The organism is Pseudomonas persica, from assembly GCF_900291015.1.
Classification (GTDB): Bacteria; Pseudomonadota; Gammaproteobacteria; order Pseudomonadales; family Pseudomonadaceae; genus Aquipseudomonas.
The window spans coordinates 88,536-105,653 of sequence record NZ_OLKL01000039.1; the positions used below are offsets into that span (position 1 = coordinate 88,536).

General features: G+C 64.3%; 16 protein-coding genes and 1 pseudogene. 11 read left to right on the forward strand and 6 right to left on the reverse strand.

Features of this window, described 5'->3' with window-relative positions; translation table 11 throughout:
* The first annotated feature begins 5 nt into the window (after positions 1-5).
* Together FQ664_RS18745 and FQ664_RS18755 are read left to right on the forward strand one after the other, a co-directional pair.
* Positions 6-836, forward strand: a complete 831-nt coding sequence (locus FQ664_RS18745) for an alpha/beta fold hydrolase (protein ID WP_144174010.1) — start codon at positions 6-8, stop codon at positions 834-836.
* 201 nt (positions 837-1,037) lie between these two features.
* Positions 1,038-1,817 (forward strand): TSUP family transporter, encoded by a 780-nt coding sequence (locus tag FQ664_RS18755; protein WP_144174011.1) that lies wholly within the window; start codon positions 1,038-1,040, stop codon positions 1,815-1,817.
* Here the strand turns inward: FQ664_RS18755 and nudC are convergent.
* Both nudC and FQ664_RS18765 read right to left on the reverse strand, forming a co-directional pair.
* Positions 1,785-2,615 carry an NAD(+) diphosphatase gene (nudC, locus tag FQ664_RS18760; RefSeq protein ID WP_144174012.1) on the reverse strand — a complete coding sequence of 277 codons (831 nt, stop codon included), beginning with the start codon at positions 2,613-2,615 and terminating at the stop codon, positions 1,785-1,787. The two genes, FQ664_RS18755 and nudC, sit on opposite strands and share 33 nt — an antisense overlap.
* Before the next feature lie 36 nt (positions 2,616-2,651).
* On the reverse strand, positions 2,652-3,464 hold the full coding sequence (locus FQ664_RS18765) for a crotonase/enoyl-CoA hydratase family protein (protein WP_144174014.1): 813 nt from the start codon (positions 3,462-3,464) through the stop codon (positions 2,652-2,654).
* Positions 3,465-3,614: 150 nt separating this feature from the next.
* On the opposite strand from FQ664_RS18765, the gene nhaB reads away from it, so the two are divergent.
* The 6 genes and pseudogenes from nhaB to FQ664_RS18800 all read left to right on the forward strand — a co-directional run bounded on the left by nhaB (position 3,615) and on the right by FQ664_RS18800 (position 8,303).
* Positions 3,615-5,117, forward strand: a complete 1,503-nt coding sequence (gene nhaB, locus FQ664_RS18770; protein WP_144174016.1) for a sodium/proton antiporter NhaB — start codon at positions 3,615-3,617, stop codon at positions 5,115-5,117.
* A 194-nt stretch (positions 5,118-5,311) separates the two neighbouring features.
* Positions 5,312-5,599, forward strand: a pseudogene (locus FQ664_RS18780) (dihydrofolate reductase family protein); the annotation flags it as partial.
* A gap of 88 nt (positions 5,600-5,687) precedes the next feature.
* Positions 5,688-6,233 (forward strand): lipocalin family protein, encoded by a 546-nt coding sequence (locus FQ664_RS18785; RefSeq protein ID WP_144174018.1) that lies wholly within the window; start codon positions 5,688-5,690, stop codon positions 6,231-6,233.
* 69 nt (positions 6,234-6,302) lie between these two features.
* On the forward strand, positions 6,303-6,764 hold the full coding sequence (locus tag FQ664_RS18790) for an NUDIX hydrolase (RefSeq protein WP_144174020.1): 462 nt from the start codon (positions 6,303-6,305) through the stop codon (positions 6,762-6,764).
* Positions 6,765-6,780: 16 nt separating this feature from the next.
* Positions 6,781-7,740 (forward strand): ribonuclease Z, encoded by a 960-nt coding sequence (locus FQ664_RS18795; protein WP_144174022.1) that lies wholly within the window; start codon positions 6,781-6,783, stop codon positions 7,738-7,740.
* 35 nt (positions 7,741-7,775) lie between these two features.
* Positions 7,776-8,303, forward strand: coding sequence for a P-loop NTPase family protein (locus FQ664_RS18800; protein WP_144174023.1), 528 nt, complete (start codon positions 7,776-7,778; stop codon positions 8,301-8,303).
* Positions 8,304-8,376: 73 nt separating this feature from the next.
* Here FQ664_RS18800 and FQ664_RS18805 read toward each other — a convergent pair whose 3' ends face one another.
* Both FQ664_RS18805 and FQ664_RS18815 read right to left on the reverse strand, forming a co-directional pair.
* Positions 8,377-9,660, reverse strand: a complete 1,284-nt coding sequence (locus tag FQ664_RS18805; protein ID WP_144174024.1) for a Zn-dependent hydrolase — start codon at positions 9,658-9,660, stop codon at positions 8,377-8,379.
* 138 nt (positions 9,661-9,798) lie between these two features.
* Positions 9,799-11,289, reverse strand: a complete 1,491-nt coding sequence (locus FQ664_RS18815; RefSeq protein WP_144174025.1) for an NCS1 family nucleobase:cation symporter-1 — start codon at positions 11,287-11,289, stop codon at positions 9,799-9,801.
* A 341-nt stretch (positions 11,290-11,630) separates the two neighbouring features.
* Here FQ664_RS18815 and hydA point away from each other — a divergent pair, with 341 nt between their 5' ends.
* From hydA to preA, 3 genes are all read left to right on the forward strand, one after another.
* The gene (hydA, locus tag FQ664_RS18820) at positions 11,631-13,070 is read left to right on the forward strand and encodes a dihydropyrimidinase (protein ID WP_144174026.1); all 1,440 of its coding nucleotides are present in this window, start codon (positions 11,631-11,633) and stop codon (positions 13,068-13,070) included.
* 216 nt (positions 13,071-13,286) lie between these two features.
* Complete coding sequence (locus FQ664_RS18825) at positions 13,287-14,654, forward strand: NAD(P)-dependent oxidoreductase (RefSeq protein ID WP_144174027.1); 1,368 nt, start codon at positions 13,287-13,289, stop codon at positions 14,652-14,654.
* A complete protein-coding gene (gene preA / locus FQ664_RS18830) occupies positions 14,655-15,929 on the forward strand; it encodes an NAD-dependent dihydropyrimidine dehydrogenase subunit PreA (RefSeq protein ID WP_144174029.1) in 1,275 nt (424 codons plus the stop codon). It abuts the gene before it with no gap.
* A gap of 148 nt (positions 15,930-16,077) precedes the next feature.
* Here the strand turns inward: preA and FQ664_RS18835 are convergent, their stop codons facing one another.
* Entirely contained in the window at positions 16,078-16,698 is a 621-nt protein-coding gene (locus tag FQ664_RS18835) for a TetR/AcrR family transcriptional regulator (protein ID WP_144174162.1), read from the reverse strand.
* The gene (locus tag FQ664_RS18840) at positions 16,698-17,054 is read right to left on the reverse strand and encodes a VOC family protein (protein WP_144174030.1); all 357 of its coding nucleotides are present in this window, start codon (positions 17,052-17,054) and stop codon (positions 16,698-16,700) included. The genes FQ664_RS18835 and FQ664_RS18840 overlap by 1 nt, the downstream gene beginning before the upstream one ends.
* Between the last annotated feature and the right edge of the window lie 64 nt (positions 17,055-17,118).

A 17,118-nucleotide genomic window follows, 5' to 3' on the forward strand; every position in this document is an offset into this window, starting at 1 on the left:
CGACCATGAGCTATGTAACCACGCAGGACGGCGTACAGATCTTCTACAAGGACTGGGGCCCGCGCGATGCGCCGGTCATCCACTTCCACCATGGCTGGCCGCTCAGTGCCGACGACTGGGATGCCCAGCTGCTGTTCTTCCTCGCCCACGGTTATCGCGTGGTCGCCCACGACCGCCGTGGCCATGGCCGCTCCAGTCAGGTCTGGGACGGCCACGACATGGACCACTATGCCGACGACGTGGCGGCGGTCGTCGCTCACCTGGGCATCCAGGGCGCTGTGCATGTCGGCCACTCGACCGGTGGAGGTGAAGTGGTGCGCTATATGGCCCGGTACCCTGAAGACAAGGTGTTCAAGGCAGTACTGATCGCCGCGGTACCGCCACTGATGGTGCAAACGCCCGGTAATCCCGGCGGCCTGCCCAAGTCGGTGTTCGATGGCTTCCAGGCCCAGGTCGCCAGCAACCGCGCGCAGTTCTACCGGGATGTGCCGGCTGGGCCGTTCTACGGCTACAACCGCCCCGGTGTCGAAGCCAGCGAAGGCATCATCGGCAACTGGTGGCGCCAGGGCATGATTGGCAGTGCCAAGGCCCATTACGATGGCATCGTGGCGTTTTCCCAAACCGACTTCACTGAAGACCTGAAGGGCATCACCCAACCGGTGCTGGTGATGCACGGCGACGATGACCAGATCGTACCGTATGAAAATTCCGGGGTGCTGTCGGCCAAGCTGCTGCCCAATGGCACCCTGAAAACCTACAAGGGCTACCCGCATGGCATGCCGACCACCCACGCCGAGGTGATCAATGCGGATTTGCTGGCGTTTATCCGTAGCTGATGTGATCGCCTGTACCGGCCTCTTCGCGGGCACGCCCGCTCCCACAGGTACTGCACAGGTCTTGAAATGTGCAGGAACCTGTGGGAGCGGGTTTACCCGCGAAAGGGCCGGCACTGGCAACACACTTCCCCCAGGATTACCATGTCACCCTTCTAGTGCGGCCCTTTGCCGCCTCCCTGCCTCCCTGCCTGCCAAAACCCCATGCCCTTCGAACTCACCGTAGAACCCCTCACCCTGCTGATCCTGGCCCTGGTCGCCTTCGTCGCCGGCTTCATCGATGCCATCGCCGGCGGCGGCGGCCTGCTCACCACCCCGGCGCTGCTCACCGCCGGCATGCCGCCACACCTGGTACTGGGCACCAACAAGCTCAGCTCCACCTTCGGCTCGGCCACCGCCGGCTTCACCTACTACAAGCGCAAGCTGTTCCACCCGGCACAATGGCGCCCGGCCTTGTTCGCCACCTTGACCGGAGCATTGCTGGGCGCTGTCATCGCCCACTACATGCCAGCCGAATGGCTGAACAAGATGCTACCGGTCATCGTCTTTGCCTGCGGCATCTACCTGTTGTTCGGCGGCACGCCCAAGGCGCCGCTGGATGCCGACGCCCCCATCAGGAAGAAGTGGCAGATGCCGCAAGGCTTCACCCTGGGCTTCTATGACGGCGTGGCCGGCCCGGGCACCGGGGCGTTCTGGACGGTCAGCACCCTGCTGCTCTACCCCATCGATCTGGTCCGTGCCAGCGGCGTGGCGCGCAGCATGAACTTCGTCAGCAACATTGCAGCGCTGACGGTGTTCATCATTTCCGGGCAGGTGGATTACATCGTCGGCCTGTGCATGGGCCTGTCGGTGATGGTCGGCGCCTTCTTCGGCGCACGCACGGCGATCAGCGGCGGCAGCAAGTTCATCCGCCCGATGTTCATCACCGTGGTGCTGGCACTGACTATACGCCTAGCGTGGCAACACTGGTTCGGGCAGCCCTAAGCGACTGGCGACATAAAGGTCGATCAGATACCGGGCAATCGACCGCCCGGCCGGCAGCGGCGGCAGGTCGTGGACGCTGAACCACCTGGCATCCTCGATTTCGTCCGGCTGCATGACGATCTCACCCCCCGCGTACTCGGCATGGAAGCCGAGCATCATCGAGTGCGGGAACGGCCAGCACTGGCTGCCGACGTACTGGATGTTCTGCACTTCCACCGCCACCTCTTCACGCACTTCGCGCACCAGGCAGTCCTCGGCCGATTCGCCCGGTTCGGCGAAGCCTGCCAGGGTGCTGTACACCCCGGCGACGAAACGCGGCGAGCGCGCCAGCAGAATCTCGTCGCCACGGGTCACCAGCACGATCATGCTCGGCGAAATGCGCGGGTAGCTGCGCAGGTCGCAGGGCTGGCAGTACATCGCCCGCTCCCAGCGAATCTGCGTCATCGCCTGGCCACAGCTGCCGCAGAAGCGATGCTCGCGGGCCCAGGTGCCGATCTGCGCGGCATAGCCCAGCACTTTGTAGGTGTCGAAGTCACCTTCGAGCATGAATGCGCGCAGGCCTCGCCAGGCGCAGCCGGGCACGTCGGTGGCGCTGCGCAGCTCCAGCAGGAACACCGGCTGGCCGTCGAAGTGGCCGATGCCGTGCTCGCACAGCACGTCGAGGTCCTGGCGCTTGAGCCAGTCGCGGGGGAACAGCGCGCCGTTGTCGTCCACCAGAAACCCTTCCGGGCTGCGGGCCACGGCCAGCCCCCCGGTGATCTGCGGATCAAGTACTGCGGTAGTCCAGCGTGCTGACATGTCGGGGGTTCCTTTACTGCGCGCCCCCCGGCCTGATCAGTCGGCGAACGTCGGTTTCTGTTTGCTCATGTGCGCCGCCACGGCCACGCGCAAGTCTTCGGACTGCAGCATCGCGGCGTTCCAGGTGGCGATGTATTCCAGGCCATCGTCGATGCGATGGTCACGCATGTAGCTGAGCATTTCCTTGGTGCCGGCCACGGCGATCGGCGATTTTGCGGCAATCTCGCGGGCGATGGCAAAGACCCCGTCCATCAGCGCGGCCTGATCATCATAGACCCGGTTGACCAGGCCAATGCGCAGCGCCTCTTCGGCCTCGACATTGCGCCCGGTGAAGGCCAGCTCACGCATGATGCCGTCTCCGATGATACGAGGCAAACGTTGCAGTGTGCCGACATCGGCGGCCATGCCCATGTCGATTTCCTTGATCGAGAACTGCGCATCGCTGCTGCAGTAACGCATGTCGCAGGCCGAGATCAGGTCGATGGCACCGCCAATGCAGTAACCCTGCACAGCGGCCAGTACCGGCTTGCGGCACTTGTCCACGGCATTGAACGACGCCTGCAGGCGCAGGATGGTGCTGCGCAGGAAGCGCGCATTACGGCCCACATCCTTGCCCATCTGCCCAGCCAGCGAGGCCAGCATCATCAAGTCGATACCGGCGGAAAAATGCTTGCCGGCACCGCTGATCACCACCGCCCGTACCTCGTCGGTATCGTCGACCCACTGGAAGATGTCGATGATCTCTTCCCAGAAGGCCGCGTTCATCGCATTGAGCTTTTCCGGGCGGTTGATCTGAACGTGGGCAATGCTGTCGGTCAGTTCGACCTTGAATGCGCTGTACTCGGTCACGGGCGGCACTCCTGCGGGTGAAGGGTTCATGGCACGGATGGTAACTCAGCCCGATGACCGCACTTGTGCCAAAAACGGGACTGTACACCTTGCCTAAGACGCGCTGATCCGGCACCGTGCGCCATCGCCGAATCATAAGGATACAAATTCATGTCGCGCTCCCTGACCGGCGCCCTCGCCCACAGCTTTCTGGGCAAGTCGCCGCTTTGGTACAAGGCAGTCATCTGCCTGTTTCTGGTACTCAACCCGCTGCTGCTGCTGACCGTCGGCCCGGTCGTGGCCGGCTGGGCACTGGTGCTCGAGTTCATCTTCACCCTGGGCATGGCCCTGAAGTGCTACCCGCTGATGCCCGGTGGCCTGCTCCTGATCGAAGCCCTGCTGTTGCAGATGACCACCCCGCAAGCCCTGTACGAAGAATTGCAACACAACTTCCCGGTAATCCTGCTGCTGATGTTCATGGTCGCCGGCATCCACTTCATGAAGGAACTGCTGCTGTTCCTGTTCTCGCGCATCTTGCTGGGGGTGCGCTCGAAGGCGACCCTGGCGTTGCTGTTCTGCGTGCTGTCGGCATTCCTTTCGGCGTTCCTTGATGCGCTGACCGTCACCGCCGTGATCATCAGCGCCGCCGTCGGCTTCTATGCGGTGTACCACCGCGTCGCCTCCGGGGGCAACCCGCGCGAAGACAGTGCGCTGGACAGCGACCAACAGATCGCACAGTTGCACCGTGAAGACCTCGACCAGTTCCGCGCCTTCCTGCGCAGCCTGCTGATGCATGGCGCGGTGGGTACCGCACTGGGCGGCGTGTGCACGCTGGTGGGCGAACCGCAGAACCTGCTGATTGGCCATGAGATGGGCTGGCACTTTGCCGATTTCTTCCTGAAGGTGGCGCCTGTGTCGCTGCCGGTGCTGGGCGCCGGTCTGCTGACCTGCGTGCTGCTGGAGAAGCTGCGCCTGTTCGGTTACGGCACGCTGATGCCCGAACCGGTGCGCCAGGTGCTGGCCGCCTACGCCGCCGAGGACGATGCTGCGCGTACCCAGGCCCAGCGCATCGCGCTGTGGGTGCAAGGGTTCGCTGCGCTGATCCTGATCATCTGCCTGGGGCTGCACGTTGCCGAGGTCGGCCTGATCGGCCTGATGGTGATCGTGCTGATCACGGCATGTACCGGCATCACTGACGAACACCGCCTGGGGCGTGCCTTCCAGGACGCCATGCCGTTCACCGCATTGCTGGTGGTGTTCTTCGCCGTGGTGGCAGTGATTCATCAGCAGCACCTGTTCATCCCGTTGATTGCCTGGGTGCTGGCGTTGCCGGCCGAGCAGCAACCGGGCATGTTGTACCTGGCCAACGGCCTGCTGTCGGCGATCAGCGACAACGTATTCGTTGCCACTATCTACATCACCGAAGTGAAGCAGGTGTTCCTCGATGGCGGCATGAACCGTGAGCATTTCGAAACGCTGGCGGTGGCGATCAACACCGGTACCAACCTGCCCAGCGTGGCGACGCCGAATGGACAGGCGGCGTTCCTGTTTCTGCTGACGTCGGCGATTGCGCCGCTGATCCGGCTATCGTATGGGCGGATGGTGTGGATGGCCCTGCCCTATACCGTAGTGATGGGCGGGCTGGGCTGGTGGGCGGTGACCTACTGGCTGTGATGTAGCCTGTACCGGCCTCTTCGCGGGTAAACCCGCTCCCACAGGTATTGCGCCAAGCTCAAAGGCTGTGCAGTACCTGTGGGAGCGGGTTTACCCGCGAAAGGGCCGGCACAGGTTTACGCTGTCAATTCTGCTGCCTGCCATTCGACTATCCCATGCCCACAGCCACCCCGGCTGCCATCAGGAGAGTCCCCATGCGCAAACTCATCGTAGCCGCCTTCATCAGTCTCGACGGTGTCATGCAGGCCCTGTTCAGCCAACCCTTCGCGCTGCTGCTGGGCCGACGCACCTACGACATCTTCGCCGGCTACTGGCCCAAGATAAAAGACGACTCGGAAGACTTTTCCATCGCCAACCTGTTCAACCGCGTGCCCAAGCACGTGGCCACCCATACCCCGGCCACCCTCGACTGGCACAACAGCCACGCCCTGGGCACGGACGTTACCGCAACGGTGCGCGCAGGCGAAGTCCAGACCGGTTCGTTCTGAAAGGCACGATCCCATACAACTTTTACCCCGCACCCGCATCGAAATACAGGTAAGCCACCATTTCGCTTCAAGGAGCTTCACCATGGCGCTACGCACCACGCTGCTGCTTTCCTGCATGACCCTGGCCCTGCTCGGCTGCGCCGGCAACGATCACCCGGCGCCGCCGCGTACCCAGCAGGTCGACCTGCAACGCTACCAGGGCACCTGGTACGAACTGGCGCGGCTGCCGATGTTTTTCCAGCGCAACTGCGTGCAGTCCGAGGCGCACTACGGCCTGCGCGCAGATGGCCGTCTCGACGTGACCAACCGCTGCCTGGAAAAGGACGGCCAGTGGAATGAAGCCAACGGCATAGCCGAAGCCCAGCAACCGGGCAGCACCGACAAACTCTGGGTGCGCTTCGACAACTGGTTCAGCCGCCTCGCGCCGGGCTTGACCAAGGGCGAATACTGGGTGCTGTATCACGACCAGGATTACCGCGTGGCACTGGTCGGCCACCCCAACCGCGAGTACCTGTGGCTGCTTTCACGCACGCCTGCGGTCACCGACCAACAGCGCGAGCAGCTACTGACAATTGCCCGTGAACAGGGCTATGACACCAGCAAGCTGATCTGGCGGCAGGCCGAGTAGCGGGCCATCGACGGCATGCGGCAATCAGGCTAAGGTGTGCGCCCTTTGTCACCTCGAAGGAACGAGACCGTGAGCACCGCGCCGCAGCAAGCACCCCGTATCCGTTTTCTTGCCCTGTGCGTTTTCCACCACCAGGGCAAGATCCTGGTCAACGTCTTCGACGACCCGGCCAGCGGCCAGACCCTGTGCCGGCCGCTGGGCGGCGGCATCGAATTCGGTGAACTGGGCCGCGATGCCATCGCCCGGGAAATCGACGAAGAACTGGGCCAGCCGATCAGCGACGTGCACCTGCTCGGCACCCTGGAGAGCCTGTTCACCTATGCCGGCAAGCCCGGGCATGAGATTGTGCAGGTGTACGATGCGCGCTTCGATGACGCCGGTCTGTACCAGCAAGCCTGGCTGAACGGCCAGGAGACCGACGGCAACCCGTTCCGCGCCCGCTGGTGCGACAGTGCCGACCTGGCGCGCATCGGCCCGCTGGTACCACAAGGGTTGCAGGCGTTGCTGCGCGACCTGTCGCTGCTGGGCTGAAACAAGGAGCCAGACCATGGACCTGCTGTTCCTGGGCACCTCCGCCGGCGTGCCGACCAAGGCACGCAACGTCAGCGCCACCGCTGTGATCGAAGCCAGTGGCAGCCACTGGTACCTGGTCGACTGTGGCGAAGGCACCCAGCACCGGCTGCTGCACACGCCGCTGTCGATCCGCGACCTGCGCGCCATCTTCATCACCCACGTCCACGGCGACCATTGCTTCGGCCTGCCGGGCCTGCTGGCCAGTGCCGGCATGAGCGGGCGCACCCAGCCGCTGGACCTCGTATTGCCCGCCGCCCTGCACGGCTGGGTACGCCAGGGCCTGCTGGCCAGCGATACCTTCCTGCCGTTCGAACTGCGTCTGCTGGCCGTGGAAGACCTGGTGGAGTGGCGCAGTGACACCGTGCAGGTGACCAGCGTGCAGTTGTCGCACCGGGTGCCGAGCGTCGGCTTCGTGTTCACCGAACGCAACCCCGAACCGCGTCTGGACATCCCGCGCCTGGAAGCTGAAGGCATACCCCGCGGCCCGCTGTGGGGTGACCTGGCCAAGGGCCTGACGGTGCAGCATGGCGGGCAGCTGCTGCACGGCAGTGACTACCTGCGCCCTTCGCGCCCGCCACGGCGGGTGATCGTGTGCGGCGACAACGACAACCCCGCGCTGCTGGCCGACGTCGCCAGGGGCGCGGACGTGCTGGTGCACGAAGCCACGTTCACCCAGGCGGTGGTCGAGCGCACGGGGGTCAGCTTCGGCCACAGCACCGCGGCTGCGGTGGCCCGCTTTGCCGAAGCTGCGGGCGTGCGCAACCTGGTACTGACGCACTTCAGCGCCCGCTACCAGAACGACCCAGGGCGCAGCCCGTGCATCGACAACGTGCGTGAAGAAGCCCTTGCCCACTACAACGGGCAACTGACCCTGGCGCAGGACCTGCAGCGCTATCACATCGGGCGCGATGGCTGTCTTGAACCGGCCGGATGATTTAGCATGGCCGGTTTTTCCAAAAGGACTTGGCCATGCAACGCATCGTGATTCTGGGCAACTCCGGCAGTGGTAAATCGACCCTGGCCCGACAGATTGGCGCACGTTTGGGCGTACCGGTGGTACACCTCGACACGTTGTTCTGGGAGACCGGCTGGGTTGAGCCGGATGCCGAGGCCTTCCGTACCCGCGTGCGCGATGCGGTGGCTGGGGAAGCCTGGGTGTGTGAGGGCAACTATGCCCGCCGCACGTTCGACCTGCGCCTGCCGCGAGCCGACCTGGTCATCTGGCTGGATACGCCGAGGCTGACCTGCCTGAAGCGGGTAATCCTGCGCAGTGTGCTGAACAAACCCCGGCCGGACCTGCCGGCGGGATGTACAGAGCGCCTGGACCGGGCGTTTCTGACTTTCCTGAAGTTCGTGTGGACGTTCGACAGGGGCTATCGGCCGGGGATCGAAGCGAGCCGCCAGGCCATCGGGCCGCAGGTGCCGGTGGTGCATTTGCGCGGTGGACAGCGGATTACGGCGTTTCTGGCGAGCCTCTCATTGCCTGTTCCGGCCTGATCGCCGGCAAGCCAGCACCTGTGGGAGCTGACTTGCCGGCGATAGGGCCGGCGCAGGCGCCTTGCATCTCTGCTCAGGCCGCCAACCGCCCACTGGCGATCGCCTCCGACGCCGCCAGCATCGCTCGCAGCAACACCGCGCAGCCCGCCGCCAGGTCCTCGGGCGTGGCGTTCTCGATCTCGTTATGGCTGATACCGTTCTCGCACGGCACGAAAATCATCCCCGCCGGCCCCAGCTCGGCCAGGAAGATCGCGTCGTGCCCCGCCCCGCTGACGATGTCCATGTGCGGCAGGCCCAGCGCCTGCGCCGATTCGCGCACGGCATCGACACACCCTTGGTCGAAGTACAGCGCCGGGAAATCGGCCGTGGGTAGCAGTTCATGGCTCAGGCCGTGCCTGGCACAGGTCGCCTCGATCACCGCGCGCACATCGGCAATCATCTCATTCAGTTGCTCACCCTCCAGATGACGGAAATCCAGGGTCATGCGCACTTCGCCCGGGATCACGTTGCGCGAGCCCGGGTAAGCCTGCAGACAACCCACCGTGCCACAGGCATGGGGCTGGTGGCCGAGGGCGGTGCGGTTGACTGCTTCCACCACCGCCGCCGCGCCGACCAGGGCGTCCTTGCGCAGGTGCATCGGTGTTGGGCCGGCATGGGCTTCGACACCGCGCAGAGTCAGGTCGAACCACTTCTGGCCCAAGGCGCCCAGGACCACACCGATGGTCTTGGCCTGGTCTTCCAGGATCGGGCCCTGCTCGATATGCGCTTCGAAATAGGCCCCCACCGGGTGGCCTGATACAGCGCGCGAGCCGGCGTAGCCGATGGCGTTCAACGCCTCGCCAACACTGACACCCTGGGCATCGCGCTTGGCCAGGGTTTCCTCCAGGGTGAACTTGCCGGCGAACACCCCCGAACCCATCATGCACGGTGCGAAGCGCGAACCTTCCTCGTTGGTCCACACCACCACTTCCAGCGGCGCTTCGGTTTCCACCCCCAGGTCGTTGAGGGTGCGGATCACCTCCAGTCCGGCCATCACCCCGAAGCAGCCGTCGAACTTGCCGCCGGTGGGCTGGGTGTCGATGTGGCTACCGGTCATCACCGGGGGCAACTTGGGGTTACGCCCGGGGCGGCGGGCGAAGATGTTGCCGACGGCGTCGATGCTGACCGTGCAACCGGCGGCCTCGCACCACTGCACGAAGAGGTCGCGGGCCTGGCGGTCGAGGTCGGTCAGGGCCAGTCGGCACACGCCGCCCTTGGCGGTGGCACCGAGGCGGGCCAGGTCCATCAGGGATTGCCACAGGCGGCGGCTGTCGATGTGCCGGGCGCTGGTCTTCATGATGTCTTGCACTGGAGTCATGGGAGTTTCCTTCAGGCTTTTTTGTTGTCTGTCAGGGCCCTATCGCCGGCAAGCCAGCTCCCACAGGGCCTCCACAGGCCTTGAGAACTGTGGGGTACCTGTGGGAGCTGGCTTGCCGGCGATGGGGCCAGCGCGATTTCATGGCAAGGGCTTGGCCACCCGCGCCGGGCTGCGCGCGACCACGCCGGCGAAGAGGTAATACAGTGCCCCACCCAGCAGCGAACCGGTGAACCAGCCGTAGTCGTAGAACCAGCTGAAACTGCTGTTGCCAACGGCCATCACAGTCAGCGCCACCGGCAGCGCAAAGGCGGCAAACCCGGCCCAGTTCCACGCCGGGTACACGTCGTCGCGGTACAGCCCGGCCAGGTCCAGCTTCTGCCGGCGGATCAGGAAGTAGTCCACCACCATGATCCCGGCGATCGGCCCCAGCAGGCTGGAATAGCCCAGCAGCCAGTTGGAATACACACTCTCCAGGCTCAGGTCGGAGACGATCCAGCCCAGCTTCTTCAGCAGCTCATGGCCCATCAGCGCCAAACCGATGAAGCCGGTCAGCCACACCGCGCGGTTGCGCCCGATCAGGCGTGGGGCGATGTTCTGGAAGTCGTTGGTCGGTGACACGATGTTCGCCGCGGTGTTGGTCGACAGCGTGGCGATCACGATCAGTGCCATGGCCAGCGCCACCCAGAACGGGCTGTGGATCTTGCCGATCAGGCTGACCGGATCGGACACTGTCTCGCCTACCAGCGACGCCGAAGCAGCGGTCAGCACCACGCCTAGCGCGGCGAACAGGAACATGGTCAGCGGCAAGCCGAAGATCTGCCCGAGAATCTGGTCCTTCTGGCTGCGGGCATAGCGGCTGAAGTCGGGGATGTTCAGCGACAATGTCGCCCAGAAGCCGACCATGGCCGTGAGCCCGGCGCAGAAGTAACTGACCACGCTGGCGCCTTCCGGGCGCTTGGGCGGCTGGGCCAGCAGTTCGCTCATCGACATGTGCGGCAAGGCCCAGAACAGCAGGCCGACGCCCACGGCCACCAGCAGCGGTGCCGACAGCGTTTCAAGCCACTTGATCGACTCGGCACCGCGCAGCACCACCCACAGGTTCAGGCACCAGAAGATCATGAAGCCGATCACCTCGCCGGTACCGCCCAGGGCCTTCCAGCCGTCGAACACCGAGCCAAGGAACAGGTGGATGGCCAGGCCGCCGAACATGGTCTGGATGCCGAACCAGCCACAGGCAACCACGGCGCGGATCAGGCATGGCACGTTGGAGCCGATAATGCCGAACGACGAACGCAGCAGCACCGGGAACGGGATGCCGTACTTGGTACCAGGGAAGGCGTTGAGGGTGAGCGGGATCAGCACGATCAGGTTGGCCAGCAGAATCGCCAGCAAGGCCTCGCCCACGCTGAGGCCGAAGTAGGCGGTGAGCACGCCGCCGAGGGTGTAGGTGGGCACGCAGATGGACATGCCCACCCACAGGGCGGTGATGTGCCATTTGTTCCAGGTGCGCTGGTGCACCTTGGTCGGAGCGATGTCGTGGTTGTAGCGCGGGCTGTCGAGGACATCGCTGCCCTCGGACAGCTCGAACAGGCCATCCTGCTCGACCACTTCCGATCTGCTCTGCTGCATGGGGCTTTCTCCAGATGTTCTTGTAGTTGTTTGCCCAGCGGGCTAATGCGATGGCCGGAGTACACACGCTTTATGTGCTTAAAAATCTCGACCAGATTTTCATCTTGTCAAGTCAGTCAAAGTCTCAAAAAGCTCCGCAGTCACCACCATGAAATAAATTAAACCTTTAATTTCAATTAGTTAAAGACAGCAAAATTTATGGGGAAATTTTCTTGCTGAATCAAGGATCAGCATCTAGCCTCCAATCTTGTCAGGCCTGACAGGATTAACTGCCCTGCCCGCCCTGGACCAAGACAATTCCAAGAACCGGCCCAGACCGGTCAGCCTGCGAGGAAAACGGCATGTCCCTGTTGATCCGTGGCGCCACCGTGGTCACCCACGAAGAGAGTTACCCCGCCGATGTCCTGTGTGCCGATGGCCTGATCCGCGCCATTGGGCAAAACCTCGAACCGCCCACCGATTGCGAGATCCTCGACGGCAGCGGCCAGTACCTGATGCCCGGCGGCATCGACCCGCACACCCACATGCAGCTGCCGTTCATGGGCACGGTGGCCAGCGAGGACTTCTTCAGCGGCACCGCCGCAGGCCTGGCCGGTGGCACCACCTCGATCATCGACTTCGTCATCCCCAACCCGCAGCAGTCATTGCTGGAGGCCTTCCATACCTGGCGTGGCTGGGCGCAGAAAAGCGCCAGCGACTATGGCTTCCACGTCGCCATCACCTGGTGGAGCGAGCAGGTGGCCGAAGAGATGGGCGAACTGGTGGCCAAACATGGAGTGAACAGCTTCAAGCACTTCATGGCCTACAAGAATGCGATCATGGCTGCCGACGACACCCTGGTGGCCAGCTTCGAGCGCTGCCTGCAACTGGGTGCGGTGCCCACCGTACATGCCGAGAACGGCGAACTGGTGTACCACCTGCAGAAAAAACTGCTGGCCCAGGGCCTGACCGGGCCGGAAGCCCATCCGCTGTCACGCCCATCCCAGGTCGAGGGCGAGGCGGCCAGCCGCGCCATCCGCATTGCCGAAACGCTGGGCACACCGCTGTACCTGGTGCACGTTTCCAGCCGCGAAGCGCTGGATGAAATCGCCTATGCCCGGGGCAAGGGCCAGCCGGTGTACGGCGAGGTCCTGCCCGGCCATCTGCTGCTGGATGACAGCGTCTACCGGGACCCGGACTGGGCCACCGCCGCCGGCTACGTGATGAGCCCACCGTTCCGCCCGCGCGAACACCAGGAGGCGCTGTGGCGCGGCCTGCAGTCGGGCAACCTGCACACCACCGCCACCGACCACTGCTGCTTCTGCGCCGAACAGAAAGCCATGGGCCGCGACGACTTCAGCCGTATCCCCAACGGCACTGCCGGCATCGAGGATCGCATGGCAGTGCTGTGGGATGCCGGGGTGAACCGCGGGCGCCTGTCGATGCATGAGTTCGTCGCGCTGACCTCCACCAACACCGCGAAAATCTTCAACCTGTTCCCGCGTAAGGGTGCCATTCGTGTTGGCGCCGACGCCGACCTGGTGCTGTGGGACCCACAAGGCACCCGCACCATATCGGCCAAGACCCACCACCAGCAGGTGGACTTCAACATCTTCGAAGGCCGCACCGTGCGCGGCATCCCCAGCCACACCATCAGCCAGGGCAAGGTGCTTTGGGCCGATGGCGACCTGCGCGCGGAAAAGGGCGCTGGGCGCTATGTGGAACGGCCGGCGTATCCGCCGGTGTATGAGGTGCTGGGGCGCAGGGCCGAAGTGCAGCGGCCGACGCCCGTGCAGCGCTGAAGCCATTGGGGCCGCTCAGCGGCCCATCGCCGGCAAGCCAGCTCCCACAGGGATTGGTGCTGCGCTCATCGGCGCGGCTGTCCTGGAGGAACCCGTTTTACCGGGATGGCACCACTCTCAAAAACATCACTGTACCCGTGGGAGCTGGCTTGCCGGCGATTGGGGCGCAGAGCGCCCCCACTCCAAGCCAGATATAAAAATAGAGAGGCTATAACCGTGATCGACGCCCTGAACCACTTGCCGCGCCCCCGGGCCGGCGCCGACCAGCTGGCCGAGCGCTTCAGCGACCTGGCCCCACCCCTCACCGCCCGCCAGGCCGCCGTCGAAAGCGCACGCTGCCTGTATTGCTATGACGCCCCCTGCGTCAACGCCTGCCCCAGCGACATCGACATCCCGTCGTTCATCCACCGTATCAGCGACGAAAACCTGCAAGGCGCCGCCGAACGCATCCTCTCGGCCAACATCCTCGGCGGCAGTTGCGCCCGCGTCTGCCCCACCGAAATCCTTTGCCAGCAAGCCTGTGTGCGCAACAATGCGCAGGAATGCGCACCGGTGCTGATCGGCCAGCTGCAGCGCTATGCCCTGGACAACGCCCATTTCACCGAGCACCCGTTCCAGCGCTCGCCGGCCACCGGCAAGCGCATCGCCGTGGTCGGTGCCGGCCCTGCCGGGCTGTCCTGCGCCCACCGCCTGGCCATGCACGGGCATGATGTGGTGGTGTTCGAGGCCTGCGACAAGGCCGGTGGCCTCAACGAGTACGGCATCGCCCGCTACAAGCTGGTGGACGACTATGCCCAGCGCGAAGTGGAATTCCTGCTTGGTATCGGTGGCATCGAAATTCGCCATGGCCAGCGCCTGGGCAGCAACCTCAGCCTGGGCGAGCTGCGCGACCAGTACGACGCGGTGTTCCTCGGCCTCGGCCTGAATGCCGTGCGCCAGTTGGGCCTGCCGGATGAGGAAGCCCCCGGCCTGCTCGCCGCCACCGAATACATCCGCGAACTGCGTCAGGCCGACGACCTCAGCCAGTTACCGCTGGCCGACCGCTGCCTGGTAATCGGCGCCGGCAACACCGCCATCGACATGGCCGTACAGATGAGCCGCCTGGGTGCCCGCGACGTCAACCTGGTGTACCGCCGTGGCCACGCCGACATGGGCGCCACCGGCCACGAGCAGGACATCGCCAAGGCCAACCAGGTGCGCCTGCACACCTGGGCGCGCCCCGATGCCGTGCTGCTGGATGACACCGGCAAGGTACGCGGCATGCGCTTTGCCCGCACCGAGCTGGCAGACGGCCGCCTGCGTGATACCGGCGAAACCTTCGAGCTGGCCGCCGATGCCATCTTCAAGGCCATCGGCCAGCGCTTCGACGACGCCAGCCTCGATGACCCGGTGGCTGCACAACTGGCTCGCATTGGTGAGCGCATCCGCGTCGACGAAACGATGCAAACCAGCCTGCCAGGTGTATATGCCGGCGGCGACTGCACCGCCCTGGGTCAGGACCTTACCGTCCAGGCCGTGCAACACGGCAAGCTGGCCGCCGAAGCCATCCATGCCCAACTCATGCTCAACCTGGAGGCTGCGTAAATGGCCGACCTGTCCATCGAATTTGCCGGCATCAAGGCACCTAACCCCTTCTGGCTGGCCTCCGCACCGCCAACCGACAAGGCCTACAACGTGGTCCGCGCCTTCGAGGCCGGCTGGGGCGGCGTGGTGTGGAAGACCCTCGGCGAAGACCCGGCGGCGGTCAACGTGTCGTCGCGCTACTCGGCGCACTACGGCCCCAACCGCCAGGTGCAGGGCATCAACAACATCGAGCTGATCACCGACCGCTCGTTGGAGATCAACCTGCGCGAAATCACCCAGGTGAAGAAGGACTGGCCCGACCGCGCGCTGATCGTGTCGCTGATGGTGCCGTGCGAAGAGCAGTCCTGGAAGTTCATCCTGCCGCTGGTGGAAGCCACCGGGGCCGATGGCATCGAACTGAACTTCGGCTGCCCGCACGGCATGCCGGAGCGCGGCATGGGTGCGGCAGTCGGCCAGGTGCCGGAGTACGTGGAAATGGTCACCCGCTGGTGCAAGACGTACTGCTCGCTGCCGGTGATCGTCAAGCTCACGCCGAACATCACCGACATCCGCCAGTCGGCCCGCGCCGCGCATCGTGGCGGGGCCGATGCGGTGTCGTTGATCAATACCATCAACTCGATCACCAGCGTCGACCTCGACCGCATGGTCGCCCACCCCATCGTCGGTGACCAGAGCACCCATGGCGGTTACTGCGGTTCGGCGGTGAAGCCGATTGCCCTGAACATGGTGGCGGAAATCGCCCGCGACCCGCAAACACGCGGCTTGCCGATCTGCGGCATTGGCGGCATCGGCAGTTGGCGTGACGCCGCCGAGTTCATGGCCTTGGGCAGTGGTGCCGTGCAGGTATGCACGGCCGCGATGCTGCACGGCTTCCGTATCGTCGAGGACATGAAGGACGGCCTGGCGCGCTGGATGGACCAGCATGGGCACCGCAATATCGAGGCGTTCCGTGGCCAGGCGGTGGGGCATACCACCGACTGGAAGTACCTGGACATGAACTACCAGTCGGTGGCGCACATCGACCAGCAAGCGTGCATTGGTTGCGGACGCTGCCATATTGCCTGTGAGGATACATCGCACCAGGCAATCGCCAGTACCCTGAAGGCGGATGGCACGCATGCCTACAGTGTGATCGAAGAAGAATGCGTAGGCTGCAACCTGTGCCAGATCACCTGCCCGGTGGAAAGCTGCATCGAGATGGTGGCGCAGGATACCGGCAAGCCGTACATGAACTGGACGCAGGATCCGCGCAACCCCTACCGCGAGGCCAGCTGAAACCCATTGGGGCTGCCTTGCAACCCTTCGCGGGTAAACCCGCTCCCACAGGGACCGCGCTGTTGGTGAGGGCAGCGAAACACCTGTAGGAGTGGGTTGACCCGCGAAGGGCCGCACGGCGGCCCAATCTTTCTGGCAATCGCCGATCTCAAGGCTCCAGCCCAATCCCCCGCAAGATCACACTGGTCACTGTCTGCACCGCACTCTCGAATGCCATGTCCGACAGTTCCTCGCCGCCATTAAGCAACTGCACCTGGTAACCAAAGTCGGCATAGTGCTGGGTCGAGGCCCAGATCATGTATAAAAGCGCCGACGGCTCCACCGGCAGGATGCGCCCCTCCTCCACCCAACGGCGGATCTTGGCTTCCTTCAGCTTGGCCCAGGGCACCAGGCTTTCATCCAGGTTCACCCCCAGCACCGGCGCCCCGTGCAGCATCTCTTCGGCCCAGATCCTCGAACCCAGCGGCCGCGAACGTGAATGGCCCATCTTCGCCCGGATGTAACTGGTCAACACCACGCGCGGGTCGTCGAAATTCTCGAAGCACAGCGCGTCCTGCTTCCACACATCCAGCAAATCCTGCAGCACCGCGCGGAACAGCTCGTCCTTGGTGCTGAAGTAATAATGCAGATTGGAGCGCGGCAACTCGGCCTGCTCGGCGATATCGCCCATGGAGGTAGCGCCGTAGCCTTTCTCGGCAAATACCTTTTCCGCCGCCTGCAGGATCTTCTCGATATTGCGCCGGCGAATTTCGATCTTGTGGTTGGCCATCAGGCTTGGGCCGTCCATACCGCCAGCTCATAACCGTCCGGGTCGATGAAGTGGAAGCGCCGCCCGCCGGGGAAAGCAAAAATGGCCCGGCTGATTTTCGCCCCGGCGGCTTCGATCCTCTGCTGCGTGGCCTCCAGGTCGTCGGCGTACAAGATGACCAGCGGCCCGCCCGGGCGCACCGGCTCACCCGTGGTGAACCCACCGGTCAGCCGGCCATCGCTGAACTCGGTGTAGCAAGGCCCGTAGTCGGTGAACGCCCAGCCGAACACACTGCCGTAGAAGGCCTTGCTCCGTGCGATGTCGCTGACATTGAACTCGATGTTGTCGATCTGCCGATCAGTACCGCGAATGCCCATGTGTGCTCCGTGCCGAAGGGGTTTGTCCCAGTCTACTCCGGTCGTTTCACACTTTTATATCAGG